The 25125-nt window shown below is 72.1% G+C and carries 22 protein-coding genes; 6 read left to right on the forward strand and 16 right to left on the reverse strand.

The features are described from left to right. Nucleotides 1-247 (forward strand): hypothetical protein (locus ACFYY7_RS03115; protein ID WP_388656298.1); only part of this gene is annotated, 247 nt, incomplete at its 5' end. A gap of 110 nt (nucleotides 248-357) precedes the next feature. On the opposite strand, the gene glnA is transcribed toward ACFYY7_RS03115, so the two are convergent. Continuing rightward, entirely contained in the window at nucleotides 358-1767 is a 1410-nt protein-coding gene (gene glnA, locus ACFYY7_RS03120) for a type I glutamate--ammonia ligase (RefSeq protein WP_358952346.1), read from the reverse strand. A gap of 255 nt (nucleotides 1768-2022) precedes the next feature. Between glnA and ACFYY7_RS03125 the strand changes: the two genes are divergently transcribed. After that, a complete protein-coding gene (locus ACFYY7_RS03125) occupies nucleotides 2023-2490 on the forward strand; it encodes an RDD family protein (protein WP_388656301.1) in 468 nt (155 codons plus the stop codon). Nucleotides 2491-2776: 286 nt separating this feature from the next. Here ACFYY7_RS03125 and ACFYY7_RS03130 read toward each other — a convergent pair whose 3' ends face one another. The 4 genes from ACFYY7_RS03130 to lipB form a co-directional block, all read right to left on the reverse strand. After that, nucleotides 2777-3484 carry a DUF4191 domain-containing protein gene (locus tag ACFYY7_RS03130; protein ID WP_388656304.1) on the reverse strand — a complete coding sequence of 236 codons (708 nt, stop codon included), beginning with the start codon at nucleotides 3482-3484 and terminating at the stop codon, nucleotides 2777-2779. A gap of 19 nt (nucleotides 3485-3503) precedes the next feature. Next, the gene (locus ACFYY7_RS03135) at nucleotides 3504-3704 is read right to left on the reverse strand and encodes a hypothetical protein (RefSeq protein WP_383709290.1); all 201 of its coding nucleotides are present in this window, start codon (nucleotides 3702-3704) and stop codon (nucleotides 3504-3506) included. Nucleotides 3705-4045: 341 nt separating this feature from the next. Then, nucleotides 4046-5011, reverse strand: coding sequence for a lipoyl synthase (gene lipA, locus ACFYY7_RS03140; protein ID WP_356079931.1), 966 nt, complete (start codon nucleotides 5009-5011; stop codon nucleotides 4046-4048). Nucleotides 5012-5143: 132 nt separating this feature from the next. Then, nucleotides 5144-5956, reverse strand: a complete 813-nt coding sequence (gene lipB, locus ACFYY7_RS03145; RefSeq protein WP_388656307.1) for a lipoyl(octanoyl) transferase LipB — start codon at nucleotides 5954-5956, stop codon at nucleotides 5144-5146. 265 nt (nucleotides 5957-6221) lie between these two features. Between lipB and ACFYY7_RS03150 the strand changes: the two genes are divergently transcribed. Further along, nucleotides 6222-7913 (forward strand): regulator, encoded by a 1692-nt coding sequence (locus ACFYY7_RS03150; protein ID WP_388656310.1) that lies wholly within the window; start codon nucleotides 6222-6224, stop codon nucleotides 7911-7913. Nucleotides 7914-7995: 82 nt separating this feature from the next. Here the strand turns inward: ACFYY7_RS03150 and ACFYY7_RS03155 are convergent, their stop codons facing one another. Both ACFYY7_RS03155 and ACFYY7_RS03160 read right to left on the reverse strand, forming a co-directional pair. Then, nucleotides 7996-9297 carry an NAD(P)/FAD-dependent oxidoreductase gene (locus ACFYY7_RS03155; RefSeq protein ID WP_388656313.1) on the reverse strand — a complete coding sequence of 434 codons (1302 nt, stop codon included), beginning with the start codon at nucleotides 9295-9297 and terminating at the stop codon, nucleotides 7996-7998. Between the two features lie 178 nt (nucleotides 9298-9475). Next, the gene (locus ACFYY7_RS03160) at nucleotides 9476-10375 is read right to left on the reverse strand and encodes a TIGR01777 family oxidoreductase (RefSeq protein ID WP_388656315.1); all 900 of its coding nucleotides are present in this window, start codon (nucleotides 10373-10375) and stop codon (nucleotides 9476-9478) included. Nucleotides 10376-10527: 152 nt separating this feature from the next. Here ACFYY7_RS03160 and ACFYY7_RS03165 point away from each other — a divergent pair, with 152 nt between their 5' ends. Continuing rightward, entirely contained in the window at nucleotides 10528-11052 is a 525-nt protein-coding gene (locus ACFYY7_RS03165) for a GNAT family N-acetyltransferase (RefSeq protein ID WP_388656317.1), read from the forward strand. Between the two features lie 9 nt (nucleotides 11053-11061). Here ACFYY7_RS03165 and ACFYY7_RS03170 read toward each other — a convergent pair whose 3' ends face one another. Continuing rightward, the gene (locus tag ACFYY7_RS03170) at nucleotides 11062-11697 is read right to left on the reverse strand and encodes a TetR family transcriptional regulator (protein ID WP_388656319.1); all 636 of its coding nucleotides are present in this window, start codon (nucleotides 11695-11697) and stop codon (nucleotides 11062-11064) included. Nucleotides 11698-11853: 156 nt separating this feature from the next. Here ACFYY7_RS03170 and ACFYY7_RS03175 point away from each other — a divergent pair, with 156 nt between their 5' ends. After that, on the forward strand, nucleotides 11854-12624 hold the full coding sequence (locus ACFYY7_RS03175) for an SDR family oxidoreductase (protein ID WP_351266758.1): 771 nt from the start codon (nucleotides 11854-11856) through the stop codon (nucleotides 12622-12624). Between the two features lie 22 nt (nucleotides 12625-12646). On the opposite strand, the gene ACFYY7_RS03180 is transcribed toward ACFYY7_RS03175, so the two are convergent. The 7 genes from ACFYY7_RS03180 to ACFYY7_RS03210 form a co-directional block, all read right to left on the reverse strand. Beyond that, nucleotides 12647-13168: a DUF4240 domain-containing protein gene (locus ACFYY7_RS03180; protein ID WP_388657101.1), complete on the reverse strand. Its 522-nt coding sequence runs from the start codon at nucleotides 13166-13168 to the stop codon at nucleotides 12647-12649. A 61-nt stretch (nucleotides 13169-13229) separates the two neighbouring features. Continuing rightward, a complete protein-coding gene (locus ACFYY7_RS03185; RefSeq protein WP_388656323.1) occupies nucleotides 13230-14201 on the reverse strand; it encodes a helix-turn-helix transcriptional regulator in 972 nt (323 codons plus the stop codon). A 115-nt stretch (nucleotides 14202-14316) separates the two neighbouring features. Further along, a complete protein-coding gene (gene aceE, locus ACFYY7_RS03190) occupies nucleotides 14317-16986 on the reverse strand; it encodes a pyruvate dehydrogenase (acetyl-transferring), homodimeric type (RefSeq protein ID WP_388656326.1) in 2670 nt (889 codons plus the stop codon). Between the two features lie 305 nt (nucleotides 16987-17291). Beyond that, nucleotides 17292-17915 (reverse strand): GntR family transcriptional regulator, encoded by a 624-nt coding sequence (locus ACFYY7_RS03195; protein WP_124718089.1) that lies wholly within the window; start codon nucleotides 17913-17915, stop codon nucleotides 17292-17294. 148 nt (nucleotides 17916-18063) lie between these two features. Continuing rightward, the gene (gene sucB / locus ACFYY7_RS03200) at nucleotides 18064-19851 is read right to left on the reverse strand and encodes a 2-oxoglutarate dehydrogenase, E2 component, dihydrolipoamide succinyltransferase (RefSeq protein ID WP_388656329.1); all 1788 of its coding nucleotides are present in this window, start codon (nucleotides 19849-19851) and stop codon (nucleotides 18064-18066) included. 62 nt (nucleotides 19852-19913) lie between these two features. Then, nucleotides 19914-21302 carry a dihydrolipoyl dehydrogenase gene (gene lpdA, locus ACFYY7_RS03205; protein WP_266736850.1) on the reverse strand — a complete coding sequence of 463 codons (1389 nt, stop codon included), beginning with the start codon at nucleotides 21300-21302 and terminating at the stop codon, nucleotides 19914-19916. 327 nt (nucleotides 21303-21629) lie between these two features. Further along, nucleotides 21630-23174 carry a leucyl aminopeptidase gene (locus ACFYY7_RS03210; protein ID WP_388656332.1) on the reverse strand — a complete coding sequence of 515 codons (1545 nt, stop codon included), beginning with the start codon at nucleotides 23172-23174 and terminating at the stop codon, nucleotides 21630-21632. Between the two features lie 260 nt (nucleotides 23175-23434). Here ACFYY7_RS03210 and ACFYY7_RS03215 point away from each other — a divergent pair, with 260 nt between their 5' ends. Beyond that, complete coding sequence (locus ACFYY7_RS03215; RefSeq protein WP_388656335.1) at nucleotides 23435-24274, forward strand: endo alpha-1,4 polygalactosaminidase; 840 nt, start codon at nucleotides 23435-23437, stop codon at nucleotides 24272-24274. On the opposite strand, the gene cobS is transcribed toward ACFYY7_RS03215, so the two are convergent. Continuing rightward, nucleotides 24271-25050, reverse strand: coding sequence for an adenosylcobinamide-GDP ribazoletransferase (gene cobS / locus ACFYY7_RS03220; protein ID WP_388656338.1), 780 nt, complete (start codon nucleotides 25048-25050; stop codon nucleotides 24271-24273). The genes ACFYY7_RS03215 and cobS overlap by 4 nt on opposite strands. Nucleotides 25051-25125 lie beyond the last annotated feature (75 nt).

A 25125-nucleotide genomic window follows, 5' to 3' on the forward strand; every position in this document is an offset into this window, starting at 1 on the left:
CCGCCGGCCGGTCAGCCGCCTGCGGGTCAGCCGCCGGCCGGTCAGCCGCCTGCGGGTCAGCCGCCGGCCGGTCAGCCGCCTGCGGGTCAGCCGCCGGCCGGTCAGCCGCCTGCGGGTCAGCCGCCGGCCGGTCAGCCGCCTGCGGGTCAGCCGCCGGCCGGTCAGCCGCCTGCGGGTCAGCCGCCGGCCGGTCAGCCGCCTGCGGGTCAGCCGCCGACGAACCTGTAGCTCGGCGAACAGCCAGTGACATGGCGAGAGCCGCTGCCCCGAGGTATGGGGCAGCGGCCCTCGCTGCTGTTTGTGAGATCAAGTTGATCCCACTCGGAGCCCTGGGGCCGGCTCGGCCAACCCCGCCTCCTAGAGGTCGAAGTACAGCTCGAACTCGTGCGGGTGCGGGCGCAGCTGGATCGGGGCGATCTCGTTGGTGCGCTTGTAGTCGATCCAGGTCTCGATCAGGTCGGACGTGAAGACGCCGCCGGCCTGGAGGTACTCGTTGTCCGCCTCCAGCGCGTCCAGGACGGCCGGGAGGGAGGTCGGGACCTGCTGGACGTTGGCGTGCTCCTCGGGAGCCAGCTCGTAGAGGTCCTTGTCGATCGGCTCGGCGGGCTCGATCTTGTTCTTGATGCCGTCGAGGCCCGCCATCAGCAGCGCGGAGAAGGCCAGGTACGGGTTGGACGACGGGTCCGGGGCGCGGAACTCGACGCGCTTGGCCTTCGGGTTGGAGCCCGTGATCGGGATGCGCATCGCGGCCGAGCGGTTGCGCTGCGAGTACACCATGTTGACCGGGGCCTCGAAGCCGGGGACCAGGCGATGGTAGGAGTTCACCGTCGGGTTGGTGAACGCCAGCAGCGACGGGGCGTGCTTGAGGATGCCGCCGATGTAGTAGCGGGCCATGTCCGAGAGGCCCGCGTAACCCTGCTCGTCGTAGAACAGCGGGTCGCCACCGGCCCACAGGGACTGGTGGACGTGCATGCCCGAACCGTTGTCGCCGAAGATCGGCTTCGGCATGAACGTCGCGGTCTTGCCGTTGCGCCAGGCGACATTCTTGATGATGTACTTGAACAGCATCAGGTCGTCGGCCGCGGCGAGCAGTGTGTTGAACTTGTAGTTGATCTCGGCCTGGCCGGCGGTGCCGACCTCATGGTGCTGGCGCTCGATCTGGAGGCCGCTGTTCTCCAGCTCCAGGGACATCTCGGCACGCAGGTCGGCGAAGTGGTCGACCGGCGGGACCGGGAAGTAACCGCCCTTGTAGCGGACCTTGTAGCCGCGGTTGTTCACCTCCGAACCGGTGTTCCAGGCGCCGGCCTCGGAGTCGATGTGGTAGAAGCTCTCGTTCGCCGACGTCTGGAAACGGACGTTGTCGAAGACGTAGAACTCGGCCTCGGGGCCGAAGTACGCGGTGTCGGCGATACCGGTGGAGGCGAGGTACGCCTCGGCCTTCTTGGCCACGTTCCGCGGGTCACGGCTGTACTGCTCGCCGGTGATCGGGTCGTGGATGAAGAAGTTGATGTTGACGGTCTTGTCGCGGCGGAAGGGGTCGAGACGGGCGGTCGACAGGTCCGCGCGCAGCGCCATGTCGGACTCGTGGATGGCCTGGAAGCCGCGGATCGACGAGCCGTCGAAGGCAAGCTCGTCGGCCGGGTCGAAGGTCGCCGCCGGGACGGTGACGTGCTGCATCACACCGGGCAGGTCACAGAACCGGACATCGATGAACTTGACGTCATTGTCGGCGATGTACTTCTTCGCGTCGTCGGCGTTCTGGAACATCCAACTCCTCCTACTCCCGGCCCGGGAGGGACGGGGTTGTAGCTCGTGGTGCGGCCAGTGCGGTGGCACACGCTGGACCCGACCATAGGCAGACCGGATTTCTCAAGCATGACCCATTTGTTTCGCTGAAGTTAACCGAGCCGAGTGTGACCGGCACCTCGTGGCCGGTTACGGACCCGTGTTCCGGCCGCTCCGGGAGGCTGTACCGGGCCCCCGCCCGGCGTCCCGCCGGGGACGGCGCAGTACCGTGTTCGGGTGGACAACAGGCAAGCAATCGGATCGTGGCTCTCCGGGCCGCGCGCGGCCGCCGAGGAGATGGGGGCCGACTTCGGCCACCGGGGCAAGCGACTCGGCCTGCCCGAACACGGGCCGGGTTCCGTGGCGCCGCTCGGCCGGCGGTTCGGCGCGGTCTTCATCGACTGGGCCCTGTGCCTGCTGATCGCATACGGGCTGTTCGCCCGCGGTGACCAGCAGGCAGCCGGAAACTGGGCACTGGGCATCTTCCTGGTGCTGAGCGTGCTCACCGTCGGGACCATCGGCTGTACGCCGGGCAAGCGCCTCCTGGGCATCAGGGTCGTCTCCGAGAACGGTGGCCGGCTGGCCCTCGGGCGGGTCGTCGTCCGCAGCGTGCTGCTGTGCCTGGCGATCCCGGCCCTGGTCTGGGACCGCGACGGCCGCGGCCTGCACGACCGGCTGGCCCGCGCCGTCCAGGTCCGCATCTAGGGCCTCTCGACAGACAGGCAGACAGAGAGGCGGGGGGGGGGGGGGGGGGGGGGGGGGCCCGCCGCCCGGCGGGGGGGGGGGGGGGGGGGGGGCCCGGGGGGCCCCCCCCCCCCGGGGGGGGGGGCGGGGGGGGGGCGCCCCGCCGGGGGGCCCCGCCCCCCCGTGGCCCCCCTCCGGCCCATCCCCACACCCGGCCACACTAGGGGGGGGGGCGCCCACATAAAGGTAACCCCCCCCGCCTCTTCGTATGCCGTCCGGCGACACTCCGTGTCTCCGGTGTCCGGCGTCAGCGCATCTTTCCGCCGCGCGGCATCCGCATGCCCTTCGGCATCGGGCCCTTGGGCAGCGGCATGTTGCTCATCAGGTCGCCCATCGCGCGCAGCCGGTCGTTCGCGGCCGTCACCTGCGGGCCGGTGAGCACGCGCGGCATCTTGAGCATCTTGGTGCGCACCTTCTTCAGGGGCACCTGGCCCTCGTCGTTGCCGACGATGATGTCGTGCACCGGTACGTCGACCAGGATGCGCGCCATCTTCTTCTTCTCGGCCGCGAGCAGCAGCTTCACGCGGTTCGGGTTGCCCTCGCCGACCAGCACGATGCCCGCCTTGCCCACGGCGCGGTGCACGACGTCCTGGCTGCGGTTCATCGCGACCGCGGGTGTCGTCGTCCAGCCGCGTCCCACGCGGTCCAGCACCGCCGCCGCGGCGCCCGGCTGCCCCTCCATCTGCCCGAAGGCGGCACGCTCGGCACGCCGTCCGAAGACGATCGCCATCGCGAGGAGGGCCAGCACGAAGCCCAGGATGCCCAGATAGATCGGGTGGCCGATCAGGAAGCCGACCCCGAGGAGGACACCGAAGGTGACAATTCCCACGCCCGCGACGACAAGACCGACCTTCGGGTCGGACCGCTTGGCCATCTTGTAGGTCAGGGCGATCTGCTTGAGCCGCCCCGCGTTCTCGGCGCTGTCCGCGCCTTCAGTGTTTGCCTTCCTCGCCATGCACAGAAGTTTACGTGGCCTAGGAACGGTGGTCGGCCGCGGCCTCCAGTACGTACTCGGCCTCGACCCGGTCCTTGGCCCGGCGCCGGTCCTCCAGGACGGCGTTCCAGGCGTTGCGGCGGGCGGTGCGCTGGCCGCCGCCCAGGAACAGCGACTCGACGGCACGGAGGGCATCGGTGACGGAAGGGATGGCGGTGGCGCGTACCGGCACGGCCTGCATCGTGGAGATCTCCTCGGAGCGGATGTGCGGACTGAGCTGCGTGGACTCAGCTGCCCGGGCCGAACTGCCCGGGACTGCGTTGCGCGTAGTGGGTGGCGGGCGCTGGGGTGCGGGGCGTGGGGGCGGCAGCGGCCCGGACGGCTGCTGCCGGCCACCGCGTCGTTCGCACCCAGCGTCACTGCTCGGTGTTACCAGCGCATGACCGGTCGGTCAAACACCAATGAAACCTTGATACGGGCGCCGCGCACGCCGAAGCGGCCCATACGCGCCCCCGGCCTGCGGGGAGCGTACGGGCCGCGTCGAAACAGCGATTACCGCTTGGTAGCTTCTTGTGCTCGGATTCACACGGTGGGCGCCGCGGCGGTCGCGCCGCGACGCTCGATCGCCTGCTGGAAAAGACGGCCCGCGCGGTACGAGGAACGGACCAGCGGCCCGGACATCACGCCGGAGTAGCCGATCTCGTCGGCCTCCTCCTTCAGCTCCACGAACTCCTGCGGCTTCACCCAGCGCTCGACCGGGTGGTGGCGCACGGACGGCCGCAGGTACTGCGTGATCGTGATGAGCTCGCAACCCGCGTCGTACAGGTCCTGGAGCGCCTCGCTGACCTCCTCGCGGGTCTCGCCCATGCCGAGGATCAGGTTGGACTTGGTCACCAGACCGGCCTCACGGGCCCGCGTGATGACCTCCAGGGAGCGCTCGTAACGGAAGCCGGGACGGATCCGCTTGAAGATCCGCGGCACCGTCTCGACGTTGTGCGCGAGCACCTCGGGGCGCGAGGAGAAGACCTCGGCGAGCTGCTCGGGCTCCGCGTTGAAGTCGGGGATCAGCAGCTCGACCTTGGTGCGGCCGGCCTCCCGCTCCGCGGTCAGCGCGTGGATCTGGCGCACGGTCTCCGCGTACAGCCAGGCACCGCCGTCCTCCAGGTCGTCGCGGGCGACGCCGGTGATGGTGGCGTAGTTCAGGTCCATCGTGACGACGGACTCGCCGACGCGGCGGGGCTCGTCCCGGTCCAGCGCCTGCGGCTTGCCCGTGTCGATCTGGCAGAAGTCACAGCGCCGGGTGCACTGGTCACCTCCGATGAGGAAGGTGGCCTCGCGGTCCTCCCAGCACTCGAAGATGTTGGGGCAGCCGGCCTCCTGGCACACCGTGTGCAGACCCTCGCTCTTCACGAGTTTCTGCAGCTGGTTGTATTCGGGGCCCATCTTCGCCCGGGTTTTGATCCACTCGGGCTTGCGCTCGATGGGGGTCTGGCTGTTCCGGACCTCAAGGCGCAGCATCTTGCGCCCGTCGGGTGCGACAGCGGACACTCCGGCACTCCCCTTTGCTTTCACTGCATTGGATTCTTCGGCGAACACCAGGGTACGCCCGTGGTTCAAACGGCTTTACGTGTGGCCAACCTGTGGCCGGCAGGGCCTATTCCCCGGAGGGCGATCCGTACGTCACGCCGTGGCCACGGCATCGGTCGGGCGCTCGACGGTGCGCGGGGCGAGCTCGGCGTTCTCCAGGACGTTCCTCAGGTGCTTCTCGACGACCGGGAGCACGTCCGCGATGGTGATGTCGCGGCCCAGCTCGTACGCCAGTGAGGTGACGCCGGCGTCCCGGATGCCGCACGGCACGATCCGGTCGAACCAGGTGTTGTCCGGGTTCACGTTGAAGGAGAAGCCGTGCATGGTGACGCCCTTGGCCACCCGGATGCCGATCGCCGCCAGCTTGCGGTCCTCACGGCGCTGGCCGGCGTTGGACGGGGCGTACTCGGGGCCGTTCAGCCGGGCGTCGAACTCCTCGTCGTGCAGCCGCGGGTCGAAGTCGAGCGAGAGACCACCGATCGCCGGGCGGTCCTCGACCGGGTCGCCGAGCACCCAGACGCCGCTGCGGCCCTCGACCCGGGTGGTCTCCACGCCGAACTCGGCGGCGGTACGGATCAGCGCGTCCTCCAGCCGCCGGACGTGCGCGACGACGTCCACCGGGCGGGGCAGCTTCTGGATCGGGTAGCCGACCAGCTGGCCGGGGCCGTGCCAGGTGATCTTGCCGCCGCGGTCCACGTCGATGACGGGGGTGCCGTCCAGCGGGCGTTCGCTGTCGGTCGTGCGCCGTCCGGCCGTGTAGACCGGCGGGTGCTCCAGCAGCAGGCAGGTGTCGGGGACGGTGTCCTCGAATCTGGCCGCGTGCACCTCGCGCTGCTTCTGCCAGGCCTCCTGGTAGTCGACGGCTTCCTCGCCGAATCCCAGCCGGACGAACCGAAGCTCAGCCACGACAGATGCCTCCCTACTTGTGGTGCCGTGCGTCCGGGGGTGCCCGGAGCCGCGTCACCATGCACTGAAATCACGCCCCCGGCCACTGTACGACCGGCACTCGGGCGATGGCCCGGCAGGTCTTCCCGTCAGCGCCGACCTCAATCCTCACACGATCGGATGAAAGTGAAGCGAAGGTGGCTGTGACCGCTGCGGAGGCCGCTAAATTCGCGCCGTTCCATAAGGGCTGCCCGCCCGGCCCCGAAGGCAGGAGACCGTACAGCTGATGTCGGAACGACCTCCGCAGCGCACCCCCAACCGCCGACTCGCCTCGCTCATCACCGAGGCCGGCTTCTCCAACGCCGGCCTCGCCCGCAGGGTGGACCAACTCGGCCTGGAGCACGGCCTCGACCTGCGGTACGACAAGACCTCCGTGACCCGCTGGCTGCGCGGCCAGCAGCCCCGCGGGACCACCCCCGCGCTGATCGCCGAGGTCTTCACCCGGCGGCTCGGGCGCCGTCTCTCCGCACAGGACCTGGGCCTCGACGCCTGCGCCCCGGTCTACGCGGGCCTGGAGTTCGCGGCCACGCCCGCGGAGGCGGTCGACATCGTCAGCGGGCTGTGGCGGAAGGACTCGGGCAGCCATGCGGAGCTGCGCAAGATCGCCTTCACCCCGGCCGGGCTCGTCGTCCCCAGCCGGGACTGGCTGATCGGACGGGCCGACGAGTGGGTGGGGCGGGGGAGCGAGCCCGTGCCCCAGACGCACGGCGGGACCGGCGGGGACCACGGGGCCGGTGGGATCACGAGGCCCGCCGGGGCCGCCGGGCCCGCCGAGACCGGTGCCCCCGCGCGGCCCGGTGGTCCCGGCGCGGCGCGCGGCGGCCCGTACGGGGCGCACGGCGGGAGCCCGGCGAACGGCGCCGGTGGCCGGGGCGGCGCCCGCGGACCCGTTCCCTCCCGGCCCTCCGGTCCCGGCGCCCCACCGGGATCCCCCACCGCTCCGGCCCCGCCGGCCGCGGGGCTGCCGGGCGTCCCCGGCGTCCCGCGGCAACGGCAGTCCGAACGCGCCCCCGGCCAGCGGGTCAGCGGCGGTGACGTCGCCGCCCTGCGCTCGGTCGGCGAGCTCTTCCGCGCCCTCGACAACACCTACGGCGGCGGCCACGCCCGCCAGGCCCTCGTCCGGTACCTGGAGCACGAGACGGAACCCATGCTCCGCGGCACGTACGGGGAGGCCACCGGGCGCCGGCTCTTCGCCGCCGCCGCCGACCTGACCCGGCTGGCGGGCTGGACCTCGTACGACATCGCGGCCCACGGCCTGGCCCAGCGGTACTTCGTCCAGGCACTGCGGCTGGCCCAGGCCGCCGGGGACCGCGCGTACGGCAGCTACGTGCTGATCACCATGAGCCGGCAGGCGGTCTACCTCGGCCACGGCAGGGAGGCCGTGCAGCTGGCCAGGGTGGCCCAGCAGGGCATCGGCTCCTCGGCGCCGCCCGTCGTCCAGGCCCTGCTGCACGCCGTCGAGGCGCGCGGCCACGGGGTGCTCGGCGAGGCCAGGCCCTGCACCACCTCGCTGGCGCGGGCGGAACACGCGCTGGAGATCGCCCGGTCGGGTGACGAGGTGCCGCACTGGGCGCGGTACTTCGACGAGGCCCAGCTCGCCGACGAGTTCGGGCACTGCCACCGGGACCTCCAGCAGTACCGGGCCGCGGCGCAGCACGCGGAGCGCTCCCTCCAGCTGCGCTCCCCGGCGTACGCCCGCAGCCGATTGTTCTGCCGGGTGGTGCTGGCCTCCGCCCGGCTCGGGCTCGGCGAGCTCGACCAGGCGTGCGCGCTCGGCGCCGAGGCCGCCAAGCAGGCCACGGAGATGCGATCGGTGCGGGCGACGGAGTACGTGCGGGACTTCGAACGGCGCCTGGAGCCGTACCGGGACGCCGCCGCGGTACGCGGCTACCGCGACCGGGTCGCCGCGCTCGGCTGAGCCCGGGGCGGCCACCGGCGCACCCCGGACCGGTGTCGCGGACAGACGCCGTCGGACGAGCCCCGGGGAATGCGGCCGGGGCCTACGCGGCCTCGGGCAGCGCCGTCCCGCTCCCCGGCCGTACACCCAGGTCGGTGAGGATCGCGTCGGCCGCACGGTGGCCCGAGAACAGGGCCCCCTGGACCGTGCTCGTGTCGCGGTGGTCGCCGCACACGTACAGGCCGGCCAGCAGCCGCACCGGGCGGCGCGGATCGTGCGGGGCGGGCATCGCGGGGACCGCCTCCGGATCGTGGCGGGCGGCCAGCAGCTCCCAGTCGCCGGTGGGAGTGCCGTACAGCGCGGCGAGATGGGCGCGGACCGTCCGGTCCAGGTCGGGCGGCGGGGTGCCGAGCACCGTCGAGCTGATCAGCGTACGGCCCCGAGGCGCGCGCGAGGGGTCGACCGCGCTCATCACCGCGGTGTGCGCGACCGGGCCCGAGCGGTCGGCGTCCAGCAGCAGCGCGGCGCCGGTCGGCGGGGGAGCGGGGGCGGTGTGGTGAAGGACCGTCACGGGATGGAAGGGCGGCACCCGCAGACCCGGCAGCAGCTCGGCGGCGGCGCCCGCACCGGTCGCCAGCAGCAGGGAACGGCAGCCCAGTTCGCCGTGCTCCTTGGTGCGGACCGAGGTGATGTCGGCGGCCGTGACATGCACCCCGGTGCGTACGGTGCCGGGCGGCAGCGCCGCCGCGAGGAGTTCGGGCAGCGTCGCCGCGCCGCCCTCGGGCACGCACAGCCTGCCGCTCGCATAGCCGCGCAGGGCCAGATCGGCGCACCGGCTGGACGTGCCGAGCTCCGGGTCGCTGAGCAGCGCGGAGAGCAGCGGGCGCAGGAAGCCGTTGACCGTGCGGGAGGGCAGGCCTCGGTGGGACAGGGCGGCGAGCGCGGTCTGTTCGGGCCGGGCCAGGATGCGGGCGGACGGGGTGGCGGCGAGCCGGGTCAGGGCGGCGCCCAGCCGGGCCTGGTCGATCGGCCCGCCCATCGGTGGCCGGGGGGCGCTTGCCAGGGCGCGCGCTGCCTTGAATGCGCCCCGCGCGCCCCGCACATCGCCGGTCCGGTACTGACGGCCCTCGCTGTGGACGAGGACGCCCGGGGCGAAGTTGCGCAGCACCATCCCTTCGAGGCCGGGCGTCGTGCGCAGGGCCGGGTAGGAGGTGCTGAGCAGTGGGCCGAGATGGTCGAGCCGGAAGCCGTCCAGGTCGGTGGTGGTCATCCGGCCGCCGACCCGGGGGCCGGCCTCCAGGACGCTGACGCTTACCCCTGCACTGGTCAGTCGGTGGGCGGCTGACAGGCCGGCGATCCCGGCCCCGATGATGACGACGTCCGCGTGGTGTGCCGTGCTGAGCACGTGCCCCTCCCCGAGTCGGCGCAACTGGTGGGAGGCTCTTGCCCCCAACAGGCCCCCGGAATGCCCGAGTTCGCAAGGAGGGTAGGAAGGCGGCCGGTAAAGGCGCAGTCGCGCGCACCCGGGGCACCGTTGCACGGGGTCGCACGCCCGTCCGATTGGGTGAGGGGTGCGTCCGGGCTCAGCGCAGTGCCGCGCGGATCGCCGCGTCGATCCCCGGGAAGGCGAACACGAAGCCCGAGTCCAGCAGTTGGCCCGGCAGCACCCGCTGACTGGCCAGCACGTCCTCGGCGAAGTCCCCCAGGGCGATCCGCAACGCCGGTGCCGGTGCCGTGAGGAGCGTGGGGCGGTGCAGCACCCGCCCCATCGCGGCCGTCACCTCGCGGTTGGTGACGGGGTCGGGGCCGGTCAGATTCACCGGGCCCGAGAGCGACTCGGTGTCCAGGATGTGGCGCAGCGCCGCGACCTCGTCGTGCAGTGCGATGAAGCTCCAGTACTGGCGCCCGTCGCCCAGCCGGCCGCCGAGCCCCGCCCGGAACAGCGGGAAGAGCCGGCCCCAGGCGCCGCCCTCGCGGCCGACGACCAGACCGGTGCGCGCGTGCACCGTCCGTACCCCCGCCTCCTCGGCGGGGGCCGTGGCCGCCTCCCACTCCACGCAGACGGACGGCAGGAATCCCTCACCGGCCGGGGCGCTCTCGTCGACGGCGCGGTCCCCGGTGTCGCCGTAGTAGCCGATCGCGGACCCGGACAGCAGCACCTTCGGCGGCACGTCCAGCGAGGCGACCGCCTCCGCGATCGCCGCCGTACCCAGCACCCGGCTGTCCCGGATCTCCCGCTTGTACGCGGCGGTCCAGCGGTGGTCGCCGACCCCGGCCCCGGCGAGGTGGACGACGGCGTCGCAGCCCACCAGGCCCGCCACGTCGACGTAACCCCGCTTCGGATCCCACTCCACCTCGTCGCCGGCCCGCGCGGGGTGCCGCACCAGGCGCACCACCTCGTGCCCGTCGGCCCGCAGCGAGCGCACCAGCGCCGCTCCGATGAGTCCTGATGCTCCGGTGACAGCGATACGGGAGTGCGGCATGGGTCCATCCTGCCCCAGCGGCCCCGCAGGACCCACCTGCCGGGGCCGCCTGCCCCTCGTGTCATCGGGGCGTACCGGGGTGGCGGAACCGGGCCGGCCGGGCGGTGAAACCGGGCTGACCGGGCCAGGGGCGCCATGGCACAGTGGCGCGCATGCCCGAGACCCACACCCATCCGGTCCTCGTCCGCCCCGCCGCCCTCCCCGACGAGGCCGCACTCGGTGAACTCGACCGCGCCACCTGGTCGACGCTGCACGAGGTGGTGCCCAGGCCGCAGCCGCCGTACGAGCCGTTCTTCGACGAGCGTCACCGGCCCGAGGATTTCCTGGTGGCCGAGGCGGCGGACGCCGACGGCGAGCGGCGCACGGCCGGCTACCTCAGGCTGGTCCTGCCGACCCCGCTGGCCTGCAACTCCCATGTCCGGCAGATACAGGGCCTCGCCGTGGCCGACTGGGCGCGCGGCCGCGGTGTCGCCAGGACCCTGCTGCGGGCCGCCTTCGCGGCGGCGCGCCGCGAAGGGGCGAACCGGATGACCCTGCGGGTGCTCGGACACAACACACCCGCGCGGGCCCTGTACGAGTCGGAGGGGTTCGTCGTCGAAGGGGTACTGCCCGGCGAGTTCTTCCTGGACGGGCGTTACGTGGACGATGTGCTGATGGGCCGCCCGCTCGCCCCGTGAGTACGGCTTCTACGGCTTGAACAGCCGCATGCCGCCCATGAGTTCGTGCAGGCAGCGCACCGCCAGATCGGCGGGTGAGCCGGGCCCGGCCGTCGGGGCGTCCGTCTCCGCCCAGGCCTCCAGCGCGACCCGTACCGCGTCCGTCGCGGCGGCCGCGGCGAGCCGGACCTCCAGCGGGTCGGCCCCGTCGCCCGCCAGCCGGGCCAGCACCGGCAGCAGCCGCTCCTCCGAATCCTGATTGACCCGGTACCAGACGGCCCGCAGTGCCGGGTCCTGCGCCGCCGCCCGCAGCAGCCCGCGCGTCACGCCCAGCTGCTCGGCGCCGTCCGCGCCCGGCAGCCGGAGCGCCTCGGTGACCGCCCGCTCCAGGGTCCCGGCGAGCGGCTCCCCGGGATCGGCCGCCTCCAGCAGCGCCCGCCAGCGGTCGCCGCCGCCGGAGAGCAGCGGGCCCACCGCGTCCTGCTTGGAGCGGAAGTAGCGGTAGAAGGTGCGCAGCGCCACCCCCGCCCGGCCGGCGATGTCCTCCGCCGTGGTGCCGTCGGGCCCGCGCTCGGCGAAGAGCGCGGCCGCGGCGCGCGCGATCTCCAGCTGGGTCGCGGCCTTCCGGCGCTCGGTGAGGGACGGCTGGCTCGGCTCGGTGCTCATTCCCGGAGATTACCCCGACGGGGCAGAAGTGTGCGTGAAATGCCATTGTGGCAAAACGTGTCACTCGGGCGTACGGTGGACATAGATCGGGACGTCATCGGGGCGCCGCCGAGCCGCTTCGTGACAGCAGTCACCGGGATCGGAAGAGAGACAGACATGAACCGCTACGAAGGCCGCCGCGTACTCATCACCGGAGGCGGCTCCGGCATCGGACAGGCCACCGTGCACCGCGTCCTCGCCGAGGGCGGCCACGTCGTCGCGGCCGACGTCAACGAGGCCGGGCTGAAGGCCACGTACGAGACGGCCGTGGCGAACGGCGCCGCCGAGCGCCTCACCACCCTCGCCCTGGACATCTCGGACGAGGCCGCGGTCCAGGCGGGCGTCGCCTCCGCCGTGGAGACCCTCGGCGGGCTCGACGTGCTGGTCAACGCGGCCGGCATCCTGCGCTCCGAGCACACCCACAAGACGACGCTGGAGTTCTTCAACAAGATCCTCGCCGTCAACCTCACGGGTACGTTCCTGATGATCCGCGAGGCGCTCCCGGCCCTGCTGGCGGGCGACGAGCCGGCCGTCGTGAACTTCTCCTCCACCTCGGCGAGCTTCGCGCACCCCTACATGTCGGCGTACGCGGCGAGCAAGGGCGGCATCCAGTCGATGACGCACGCGCTGGCGAGCGAGTACAGCAAGCAGGGGCTGCGGTTCGTCGCCGTCGCGCCCGGCTCGATCTCCTCCGACATGACCAGCGGCAACGGCCCGGGTCTGCCCGCCGACGCCGACATGTCGCTCTTCATGAAGCTGGCCCCGGCGCTCGGCGCGGGCTTCGCCAGCCCGGACACCGTCGCCGGCGTCGTCGCGATGCTCGGCTCCCGGGACGGGGCCTTCATCACCGGTACGGAGATCCGTATCGACGGCGGCACCCACTTCTGAGGGAGCGGGACGACAGGGCCCCTCAGCCGGGCCCGAACCGCTCCCAGAGCGAGGGGAAGCGCTGCGCCAGCGCCGCGTCGTCCTCGAAGCTCACGGGGGTCCCCTCGGGCTCGGCGGCCTGGGGCGGCAGGCCGAGGTCCGGGGCGACCACGCCGGTGAGCTGCTCGTACGCCTCGTCGGCGGCGTAGCCGAGATCCTCGGCGTCCCCGTCGATCTCCTCGTCGAAGTCGTCGAGGAGATCGGCGAGGCTGTCCGGGTCGTGCAGAGCCCCCTCGAAGACCTCCCGGCCCTGGCCGATCAGCCAGCAGCGGAAGAAGTCGAAGGCGTCGTCGCTCGCGCCGCCGAGCAGCACGGCGGCGGCGCCCCACAGGTCCCAGCGGTAGGCGCGGTTGAAACGGGCCTCGAAGTGCCGGGCGAAGTCCAGCACCGCATCCGGATCGAGCCGCACCAGCCGTTCGACCAGCAGGTCGGCCTGATCCTCGGGATCGCCCCCGGCGGCCGTGCGGGTGCCGTCGATGAGCTCCCAGAACTCCGTCTCGTCCATCACGGGTCAAGCATCGGCCCTGGCAGCGGCCCACGCACGCGGACGCGGCGAGAGATGCCGCTCAGCGATAGAGCTCGCGCAGACGTTCGGCGGCCGCGGTGAAACGCTCCCGCAGGGCGGTCGGCTCCAGCACCTCCGACTCCGGCCCCAGAGACAGCAGTTGGCCGTAGGCGACCTCCATCGACTCGACCCGCAGGGTGAGCGCGAGCCACCCCTCGGCATCCGGCGGTCCGGCCGCGTCCAGAGCGTCCCGGACCGCCGAACGGTCCATGGCGTACGGCAGTCGGCGTACACCCTCGGGCGACACCCGCACCCTCACCTCGGCCCGCAGCAGCGACCGGGCGAACTGCGCGGCCCGCTCCTCCCAGAAGCCCGCCAGATCGAACCGCCCGTCGCGCTCGAACCGCTCGTCCGACACCGTCACGGCCGAGAACCGGTCGACCCGGTACACCCGGAAGTCGTCCCCCACCCGGGCGCAGACGTACCAGACCCCGGCCTTCAGGACGAGCCCGTACGGTGCCAGCTCCCGCTCCACCTCGTCGTCCGCACCGCCCCGGCGGTAGCGGGCACGGACGAACCGGTCGTCCCGGACGGCCTCGGCGACGGCCGGCAGCAGTTCGGGCGTGACCGGCTCCTGGTACCAGCCCGGAGCATCCAGGTGGAAGCGCCGGGCAGCGCTCTCGGGGGCGTCCCGCAGCGAGGGCAGCAGTGCCGCCGACACCTTGAGCCGGGCGGCGGACGCGGCGTCCTCCAGCCCCATCTCGCGCAGCGCGGACGGCAGCCCGGAGAGGAAGAGCGCCTCCGCCTCGTCACGGGCCAGGCCGGTCAGGCGCGTGCGGTAGCCGCCGACCAGGCGGTAGCCCCCGGCCCGGCCCCGGTCCGCGTACACCGGGACACCCGCCTCCGAGAGCGCCTGCGCGTCCCGGGTCACGGTCCGCTCCGACACCTCCAGTTCGCGGGCGAGCTCGGCGGCGGTCATGGCCGGGCGGGACTGCAGGAGCAGCACCATTCTGATCAGACGGGCAGCACGCATCCGGCCATTGTGACCGCAGAACGCGCGCGCCCCCGGCCACCGGACGGCCCGCTCCTGGGGACCGCCCGGTGACCGGGGGCGAAGCGGCGGCCGGGCGTACCCGGCCGCCCAGGCATCACAGCCCGTACCGCTCCCGGGCCTCCTTGACCGCGGACGCGGGCACCTCGCCGCGGCGGGCCAGCTGGGCCAGTGCCGCGACGACGATGGACTGCGCGTCGACACCGAAGTGACGGCGGGCCGCGTCGCGGGTGTCGGAGAGGCCGAAGCCGTCCGTGCCGAGCGAGGACCAGTCCTGCTCCACCCACTGGCTGATCTGGTCCGGGACCTGACGCATCCAGTCGCTGACCGCGAGGACCGGACCCGGTGCGCCCTCCAGCGCCTGGGTCACGTACGGCACCCGCTGCTCACCGCGGAGCAGCGCCTCGTCGCACTCCAGCGCCTCGCGGCGCAGCTCGCCCCAGGAGGTGGCGGACCAGACGTCGGCCGTGACACCCCACTCCGCGGCCAGCAGCTCCTGCGCCTCGAGTGCCCAGTGGATCGCCGTACCGGAGGCCAGCAGCTGGGCCCGCGGGGCGTCCGCCGAGGCGGGCGTGCCCTCCTTGAAGCGGTACAGGCCCTTGACGATGCCCTCCTCGACGCCTTCCGGCATCGCGGGCTGCGGCTTCGGCTCGTTGTAGACCGTCAGGTAGTAGAAGACGTTCTCGGCCTCGGGGCCGTACATCCGCCGCAGACCGTCCTTGACGATCACCGCGATCTCGTACGCGAACGCCGGGTCGTAGTTGAGCGACGCGGGGTTCGTGGCGGCGATCAGCTGCGAGTGGCCGTCCGCGTGCTGGAGGCCCTCACCGGTCAGCGTCGTACGGCCCGCCGTGGCGCCGACGATGAAGCCCTTGCCGAGCTGGTCGGCGAGCTGCCACATCTGGTCGCCGGTCCGCTGCCAGCCGAACATCGAGTAGAAGATGTAGAAGGGGATCATTGTCTCGCCGTGCGTCGCGTACGACGTCGACGCGGCGATGAAGTCGGCCATGGCCCCGGCCTCGGTGATCCCCTCGTTGAGGATCTGGCCGTCCTTGGCCTCCTTGTAGTACATCAGCTGGTCGCGGTCGACCGGCTCGTACGTCTGGCCCAGCGGCGAGTAGATACCGGCCGACGGGAACAGCGACTCCATACCGAAGGTACGGGCCTCGTCCGGGACGATCGGAACCCAGCGCCTGCCGGTCTCCTTGTCCCGCATCAGGTCCTTGACCAGGCGGACGAAGGCCATGGTCGTGGCCATCTCCTGCTTGCCGGAGCCCTTCTTGAGCGCGGCGAACGCCCGCTCCTCGGGCTGCGGCAGCGCCGCGGCGTGCACCCGGCGGGCCGGGGCGGGACCGCCGAGGGCGGCGCGGCGCTCCTGGAGGTAGCGGACCTCGGGGGAGTCGGCGCCCGGGTGGCCGTAGGGCACCAGGCCGTCGGCGAAGGCGCTGTCCGGGATGGGGAGTCCGAGCAGCTCGCGCATGTCCTTGAACTCGTCGACGGACAGCTTCTTCATCTGGTGGTTGGCGTTCTTGGACTCGAAGCCCTTGCCGAGCGTGAAGCCCTTCACCGTCTGGGCGAGGATCACGGTCGGCGCGCCCTTGTGCTCGACGGCGGCCTTGTACGCCGCGTACACCTTGCGGGCCTCGTGGCCGCCGCGCGAGGTGTAGAAGCACTCGGCGATCTTCGCGTCGGTGAGCAGCTTCGCCAGCTCGGCGAGGGCGGGCTCGGCGCCGAAGAAGTGCTCCCGGATGTACGCGACGTCGCGGGTGGCATACGTCTGGAACTGCGCGTCCGGGACCTCGCGGAGCCGGCGGACCAGCGCACCGGTGGTGTCCAGCTGGAACAGCTCGTCCCAGGCGTTGCCCCAGAGCGTCTTGACGACGTTCCAGCCGGCGCCGCGGAACGCGCCCTCCAGCTCCTGGACCACCCGGAAGTTGGCGCGGACCGGGCCGTCGAGGCGCTGCAGGTTGCAGTTGATGACGAAGGTCAGGTTGTCGAGACCCTCACGGGCCGCCAGCGCGAGGGCGGCGGTCGACTCGGGCTCGTCCATCTCGCCGTCGCCCAGGAAGGCCCAGACGTGCGAGTTCGACGTGTCCTTGATGTTGCGGTTGGCGAGGTAGCGGTTGAAGCGCGCCTGGTAGATCGCCGAGAGCGGGCCGAGGCCCATCGACACGGTGGGGAACTCCCACAGCCAGGGCAGCCGCCGCGGGTGCGGGTAGGACGGCAGACCGTCGCCGCCCGCCTCCTGGCGGAAGTTGTCGAGCTGCTGCTCGCTGAGGCGCCCGTCGAGGAAGGCGCGGGCGTAGATGCCGGGGGAGGCGTGGCCCTGGATGTAGAGCTGGTCGCCGGAGCCGTCCCCCTCCTTGCCGCGGAAGAAGTGGTTGAAGCCGGTCTCGTACAGCCAGGCCGCCGAGGCGAAGGTGGCGATGTGGCCGCCGACACCGAAGCGGGAGCCGCGGGTGACCATCGCGGCGGCGTTCCAGCGGTTCCAGGCGGTGATCCTGGACTCCATCTCCAGGTCGCCGTCGAACGCGGGCTCGGCGGCGGTCGGGATGGAGTTGACGTAATCGGTCTCCAGCAGCTTGGGCAGCGCGAGACCGGCGCCCTCGGCGTGTTCGAGCGAGCGACGCATCAGGTACGCGGCCCGGTGCGGGCCCGCGGCCTTGGTGACGGCATCCAGGGAGGCCGCCCATTCGGCGGTCTCCTCGGGGTCACGGTCCGGGAGCTGGTCGAGCTCGCTCGGAAGCTTTCCTACGGGGTCGGTCATGATCGCCGCCTTCCGGAGTGGAGGGGGGTGGAGAAGGCCCTGACTGGCAGGACAGGGCGATGGGGCCGGTGGGCCCGCGAAGTGAACTGTAAGTCGCCGATCGATGATCGATCAAAGGGTGAAGCGCAAAACTTCTCGATATGAAGAAATTGGCATGCGGTGCCGCGAAAGGGGGCACGGAGTGACGGGATTTAGTGCACAAAAAGGGCGCCCGCTGCACAGGCGAGCGCCCTCCACGACAGATGCGTACGCCCTTCAGAGGTCCTCAGGGGTGCTCACGGGTCCTCAAGAAACCTCAAGGGCCCTCAGGCGCGCGGCGCGCAGCCGAGCACGTGGGCCTTGGCCAGCACCCCGATGTCCGGGTCCTTGCGCAGGAACGCCTCGATGAGCGCCTCGTGCTCCTCGGCGTACGACTTCTGCACCGTGCCCAGCCACCGGATCGACAGGGCGGTGAACACCTCGATGCCCAGTCCCTCCCAGGTGTGCAGCAGCACCGCGTTCCCGGCGGCCCGGACCATCTCGCGGTGGAAGCCCACGGTGTGCCGTACCTGCGCCTCGCCGTCGGCCAGCCGGTCCGCCTCGTAGAGCGCCGTCACGTACGGCGTGAGGCGCGAGCAGTCCTCGCCGAGGGCCGGCGCCGCCAGCTCCGCCGCGATCTGCTCCAGGCCGGCCCGTACCGGATAGCTCTCCTCCAGGTCGGCGGCGGTCAGATTGCGGACCCGTACGCCCTTGTTGGGCGCCGACTCGATCAGCCGGAGCGTCTCCAGCTCCCGCAGCGCCTCGCGCACGGGCGTCTGGCTGACCTCAAGCTCGGTGGCGATCCGGCGCTCCACGATCCGCTCACCGGGCTTCCAGCGCCCGCTGACGATCCCGTCCACGATGTGCTCGCGGATCTGTTCGCGCAGCGAGTGGACGACGGGCGGGGTCATGAGGGGCTCCTTCGAGGCAAACCGGTGCTTGTCCGCACCATCACGATTGCCGGGGCGACCGGTGGTGTCTAGACAATACGGCGGCGCCCCCGCCCGGAAGTGATCCGGACGGGGGCGCCGCTGGTGAGGCTGGTTACAGCCGGAGGGCTCAGAGGCCGAGCTCGACCTCGAACTCACCGGCCTCCAGGATCGCCTTGACCGAGGTCAGGTAACGGGCGGCGTCCGCGCCGTCCACCAGACGGTGGTCGTAGGAGAGCGACAGGTACGTCATGTCGCGGACACCGATGACGGTGCCCTCCTCGGTCTCGATGACCGCCGGACGCTTGACCGTGGCACCGATGCCCAGGATGGCTGCCTGGTTCGGCGGCACGATGACGGTGTCGAACAGCGCACCGCGCGAGCCGGTGTTGCTGATGGTGAAGGTGGCACCGGACATGTCGTCCGGCGTCAGGCCGCCGCCGCGGGCCTTGCCGGCCAGCTCGGCGGTCTTCTTCGAGATACCGGCGATGTTCAGGTCGCCCGCACCCTTGATGACCGGGGTCATCAGACCCTTCTCGGCGTCCACGGCGATGCCGATGTTCTCCGAGTCGAAGTACGTGATGGTGCCCTCGTCCTCGTTGATCCGGGCGTTGATGACCGGGTGGGCCTTCAGCGCCTGGGCCGCCGCCTTGACGTAGAACGGCATCGGGGACAGCTTGACGCCCTCGCGGGCGGCGAACGCGTCCTTCGCCTTGTTGCGCAGCTTCATCAGCTTGGTGACGTCGACCTCGACGACCGAGGTCAGCTGGGCCTGCGAGTGCAGGGCCTTCATCATGTTGTCGCCGATGACCTTGCGCATGCGGGTCATCTTGACCGTCTGACCGCGCAGCGGGGACGCCTCCAGCTTCGGCGCCTTCGAGACGGCCGGAGCAACGGCGGCGGCCGGAGCCGGGGCGGCTGCGGCGGCCCTGGCGGCCTCCGCGGCGGCGACGACGTCCTGCTTGCGGATGCGGCCACCGACGCCGGTGCCCTTGACCGAGCCCAGGTCGACGCCGTTCTCGGCGGCGAGCTTGCGGACCAGCGGCGTGACGTACGCGCCGTCGTCGGCGGAGGTCGCGGCCGGGGCGGCCGGGGTGACCGGAGCCGGAGCGGCGACCGGAGCGGCGGCCACGGGCGCCGGGGCGGCGACCGGGGCGGCGGGCGCCACCGGGGCCGGAGCCGGAGCGGGGGCGGCCGGAGCGGCCGGGGCGGCCGGGGCGGGGGCGGCAGCGGCCGGAGCCGGGGCCGGAGCGGCCACGGGGGCCGGCGCGGCCGGAGCCGGAGCGGCGGCCGGGGCAGCACCCGCGGCACCGATGACGGCGAGCTTGGCGCCGACCTCGGCGGTCTCGTCCTCGGCGACGACGATCTCCAGCAGCACACCGGAAACCGGGGCCGGGATCTCGGTGTCGACCTTGTCCGTGGAGACCTCCAGGAGGGGCTCGTCCTCCGTGACCTCCTCGCCGACCTCCTTCAGCCAGCGGGTGACGGTGCCCTCGGTGACGCTCTCGCCGAGCGCAGGGAGGGTGACGTCGGTACCGGCGGCGCCACCGGCCGGTGCGGCGACGGCCGGAGCCTCGGCCGCGGGGGCCGGAGCGGCGGCGGGGGCCTCGGCGACCGGCGCCGGGGCCGGGGCGGCCGCGGGCTCGGCGGCCGGAGCCGCGGCGGCCACGGGCGCGCCCGTGCCGTCGTCGATGACGGCCAGCTCGGCGCCGACCTCGACGGTCTCGTCCTCGGCGACCTTGATGGCGGCCAGGATGCCGGCGGCGGGGGCCGGGATCTCGGTGTCGACCTTGTCGGTCGAAACCTCGAGCAACGGCTCGTCGGCCTCGACGCGCTCGCCCTCGGCCTTCAGCCAGCGGGTGACAGTGCCCTCGGTGACGCTCTCGCCGAGCGCCGGAAGGGTTACGGAAACCGACATGGTTTCAGTTGCTCCTTACGAAAGTGCGGAAGTAGGTCGGTCGTCGCGCCCGGTCGACTGGATCAGTCGTGGGAGTGCAGCGGCTTGCCGGCGAGGGCCAGGTGGGCCTCGCCCATGGCCTCGTTCTGCGTCGGGTGGGCGTGGATGAGCTGCGCGACCTCGGCGGGCAGCGCTTCCCAGTTGTAGATCAGCTGGGCTTCGCCGACCTGCTCGCCCATACGGTCACCGACCATGTGGACGCCGACCACGGCACCGTCCTTGACCTGGACGAGCTTGATCTCGCCCGCGGTCTTGAGGATCTTGCTCTTGCCGTTGCCCGCGAGGTTGTACTTCAGGGCGACGACCTTGTCCGCGCCGTAGAGCTCCTTGGCCTTGGCCTCGGTGATACCGACGGAGGCGACCTCGGGGTGGCAGTACGTCACCCGCGGGACACCGTCGTAGTCGATCGGAACGGTCTTCAGACCGGCCAGCCGCTCCGCCACCAGGATGCCCTCGGCGAAGCCGACGTGCGCGAGCTGGAGCGTCGGGGCCAGGTCGCCCACGGCCGAGATGGTGGGCACGTTGGTCTGCATGTACTCGTCGACGAGGACGTAACCGCGGTCCATCGCGACGCCGGCCTCCTCGTAGCCCAGGCCCTGCGAGACCGGGCCGCGGCCGATGGCGACCAGCAGCACCTCGGCGTCGAAGGTCTTGCCGTCGGCGAGGGTCACGCGGACGCCGTCCTGCGTGTACTCGGCGCTCTGGAAGAACGTACCGAGGTTGAACTTGATGCCGCGCTTGCGGAAGGCGCGCTCAAGAAGCTTCGAGCTGTTCTCGTCCTCGACCGGGACGAGGTGCTTCAGGCCCTCGATGATCGTCACGTCGGTGCCGAAGGACGTCCACGCCGAGGCGAACTCGACGCCGATGACGCCGCCGCCCAGCACGATCGCGGACTTCGGGACGCGGTCCAGCTTGAGCGCGTGGTCCGACGAGATGATGCGGTTGCCGTCGATCTCCAGGCCCGGCAGCGACTTCGGCACGGAGCCGGTCGCGAGCAGCACGTGGCGGCCCTGGACGCGCTGGCCGTTCACATCCACCGAGGTGGGGGAGGAGAGCCGTCCCTCACCCTCGATGTAGGTGACCTTGCGCGAGGCGATGAGACCCTGCAGACCCTTGTACAGGCCCGAGATCACGTCGTCCTTGTACTTGTGGACGGCGTCGATGTCGATGCCCTCGAAGGTGGCCTTGACACCGAACTGCTCGGACTCGCGCGCCTGGTCGGCGATCTCGCCGGCGTGCAGCAGAGCCTTCGTGGGGATACAGCCGTTGTGCAGGCAGGTGCCGCCGACCTTGCCCTTCTCGATCAGAGCGACGTCCAGGCCCAGCTGCGCTCCGCGCAGGGCCGCGGCGTAACCGCCGCTACCACCGCCGAGGATCACTAGGTCGAAAACGGTGCTGGCGTCGTTCGCCACGTCACGTCCTCCATGCATGTGCGCCGTACGCCGGGCCCCGTCGCTGGGGTGTGACCGGCCGGTCGGCTGGTGTGCGGCCGCTTTGTCATTCGGCCCTGTGGTGGGGGCCCTGTCCTGCCGAGAACCCATCTTCGCACTTGTTGACGGTGAGCGGGACGCGGGGCCCGGGTCTGAGACGGATGATCATCCGTCTCAGGGGGTTACCGCTGCGTAGACCCCTACTGATTTCGTCGAGAGCGAAACCGGCCGGATCCGTGCGGCGATGCCATCGGCGTAACACGGACGGCCCCGGGCCTATGCCCGGGGCCGTCCGTCACAGCAGCGGCCTCAGCCGAGGTCGCCGGCGGCGGTGCGCTCGGCCAGCCTGACCAGCGTGCGGACCGCGGAACCGGTGCCGCCCTTGGGGGTGTAGCCGTACGGTGCGCCCTCGTGGAAGGCCGGACCGGCGATGTCCAGGTGCGCCCAGGCGATGCCCTCGCCCACGAACTCCTGCAGGAACAGACCGGCCACCAGGCCGCCGCCCATCCGCTCGCCCATGTTGGCGATGTCGGCGGTCGGGGAGTCCATGCCCTTGCGCAGGTCGGCGGGGAGCGGCATCGGCCAGGAGGCCTCGCCGACCTCCTCGGCGATCTCGTGGATGGAGGTACGGAAGGCGTCGTCGTTCGCCATGATGCCGAAGGTGCGGTTGCCCAGCGCCAGCACCATCGCGCCGGTCAGGGTCGCCACGTCGACGATCGCGTCCGGGTTCTCCTCACTGGCGCGGGTCAGCGCGTCGGCGAGGACGAGCCGGCCCTCGGCGTCCGTGTTGAGGACCTCGACGGTCTTGCCGCTGTACATGCGCAGCACGTCACCGGGGCGGGTGGCGTTGCCCGACGGCATGTTCTCGGCGAGCGCCAGCCAGCCGGTCACGTTGACCTGGAGGCCGAGGCGGGAGGCCGCGACGACGGCCGCGAACACGGCGGCGGCGCCGCTCATGTCGCACTTCATCGTCTCGTTGTGGCCGGCCGGCTTCAGCGAGATGCCGCCCGAGTCGTAGGTGATGCCCTTGCCGACCAGGGCCAGGGTCTTCTCCGCCTTCGGGTGCGTGTAGGCGAGCTTCACCAGGCGCGGGCCGTGGGTCGAGCCCTGGCCGACGCCCAGCAGACCGCCGAAGCCGCCCTTGACGAGCGCCTTCTCGTCGAGGACCTGCACCTTGATGCCGTGCTCCTTGCCCGCGGCGGTGGCCACGGCGGCGAAGGACTCGGGGTACAGGTCGTTCGGCGGGGTGTTGATCAGGTCGCGGGAGCGGTTGATCTCCTCGGCCACCGCGACGGCGCGCTCGGCGGCCGCCTTGAACGCCTTGTCGCGCGGCTTGGCGCCGAGCAGGGCGACCTCGCCGAGCGGCAGCTTCGCGCCGTTGCCGTTCTTCTTGCCCTTGGGGGCGAGCTTGTTCTCGCCGCCCTGGTACGCGGTGAAGGCGTACGCGCCCAGGAGCGCGCCCTCGGCGATCGCCCCGGCGTCCTCGGCGGACTCGACGGGCAGCGCGAAGCCGGCCTTCTTCGAGCCGGACAGGGCACGGGCGGCCGAGCCGGCGGCGCGGCGCAGCGCCTCGCTGTCATACGCCTCGTCCTTCTTCGGGACGGAGCCGAGCCCGACCGCGATGACGACCGGGACCTTGAGGCCGTCGGGTGCGGGGAGCTTGGTCACCTCGCCCTCGGCACCTGCGGCGCCCAGGGCCTCCAGGACGGTGGCGAGCTTTCCGTCGAACGCCTTGTCCACGGCCTCGGAGCCGGGCGCGAGGACCGGCCCCTTGACGCCCTTGGCGACGCCGACGACGAGTGCGTCGGCGCGCAGCGTCGCCGCACCGGCAGTGCTGAGAGTGAGAGCAGTCACGGTGGTGAAATCTCGCTTCCGTTGAGTTCGTTGTCGGTCGAGGGGTGGGCCGACCGTGCCCGGCGCATCGTAGACGCCGCCGCAATGTGCCGGGAATGAGCCTACGCGCGCCCTTGGTGCCGGAACACGGCGGCGGGCCGTGGATGGCTCGTTGTGGAGCCACGGCTCCGGCCCCGGGCGTCCGGGGCCGGGGTCCGTGCGGCCGGAAACGGCGGTGGACATAGGGTCGTTGGAGGTGCCGGACCCGCGGGAGGAGAACCATGCGCGCCCGTGGGGTCGCACGCGTGACGGGAGGGAGCCGGGCGCTGCCCGTCGCCGTACTGATTCTGCTGGCCCTGCTGGCCGGCTGCACTTCGGCGCCCGGGCCCGCCGGGAAGGACCTCTGGCGGCCGGAGCCCGGCACCGGCTGGCAGTGGCAGCTCTCCGGGCGGCTGGATCCGACGGTGGACGTCCCGGTGTACGACATCGACGGCTTCGACCACAAGGCATCGGCGGTGGCCGATCTGCACCGCCGGGGCCGCAAGGTGATCTGCTATCTCTCCACCGGCGCCTGGGAGGACTTCCGTCCGGACGCCGGGAAGTTCCCCGCCTCGGTACGCGGCAGGGGCAACGGCTGGGAGGGGGAGTACTGGCTCGACATCCGCCGCACGGACATCCTGGAGCCGCTGATGGAGCGGCGGATCCAGATGTGCGCCGAGAAGGGGTTCGACGCGGTGGAGCCCGACAACATGGACGGCTACCGCAACCGCACCGGCTTCCCGCTGACCGCCGCCGACCAGTTGCGCTACAACCGGCTGATCGCCCGGATCGCCCACCGCCACGGGCTCGCCGTCGGCCTGAAGAACGACCTCGGGCAGATCCCGGAGCTGGAGCCGGACTTCGACTTCGCGGTCAACGAGCAGTGCGCGCAGTACGAGGAGTGCGAGAAGCTCACCCCGTTCGTGAAGGCGGACAAGGCCGTCCTCCACGTCGAGTACGAGCTGCCCCTCACCCGGTTCTGCGCCGATTCGCGGCGGCTGGGGCTCAGCTCGCTGCTGAAGAAGTACGAACTCGGCGTGTGGCGCCAGGAGTGCCCGAAGGACCGCGCGCAGAACGGCTAACCGAACGTCAGGACCACCAGGGCCGCCGTCGCCGCCGTCTCCGCCAGCGCGCCGAACACGTCGCCGGTCACCCCGCCGAAGCGCCGCACGCAGTGCCGCAGCAGAAGCTGGGCGACACCGAGCGCGGCCACCGCGGCGAGCGCGTGGTGCAGCGCCCCGTACCCGCCGAGGAGCGCACCGGCGCCCGCGCAGCCCGCGACAACCACGGCCCCGACCGCCACCGCGCCCCGCCCCGTGACCGTGCCCGCCACCGCCGCACCCAGCCCCTCCGGACGGGCCGGCGGCACGCCCCGGCGGGAGGCCAGGGTGAGCGCGAGCCGGGCGGTGACCGCGGCGACGGCCGCCGCCACCGCGCCGTACGCCCAGCCCCGCCCGTACAGCTCGTACAGCGCCGCGACCTGGGCCAGCAGCACGAACAGCAGGGTGATCACACCGAACGGACCGATGTCCGACTGCTTCATGATCCGCAGGGCGTCGTCGGCGGGCTTGCCGCTGCCCAGGCCGTCGGCGGTGTCCGCGAGACCGTCCAGATGCAGACCCCGGGTCAGTGCGGCGGGAACGGCGGCCGAGGCGACCGCGGCGAGCAGCGGTCCCGAGCCGAGCAGCAGCAACAGGACGCCGGCCGCCGCCGCGAGCAGCCCCACCACGAGGCCGACCAGCGGCGCGCACAGCATCCCGGCGCGGGCGGCTTCCCGGTCCCAGCGGGTGACGCGGACGGGGAGCACGGTCAGGGTGCCGAAGGCGAAGCGGATGCCGTGGCTGTTCAGGGAGGTCACGGCGCGCAGGCTAATCGGTGCGCCCGGCCGATAGATTGCCCGTAACGCGACAGACCATGACAGAAGCGTCTTATC

Source organism: Streptomyces sp. NPDC001933, assembly GCF_042890955.1.
In the GTDB taxonomy this organism is placed as follows: Bacteria; Actinomycetota; Actinomycetes; order Streptomycetales; family Streptomycetaceae; genus Streptomyces.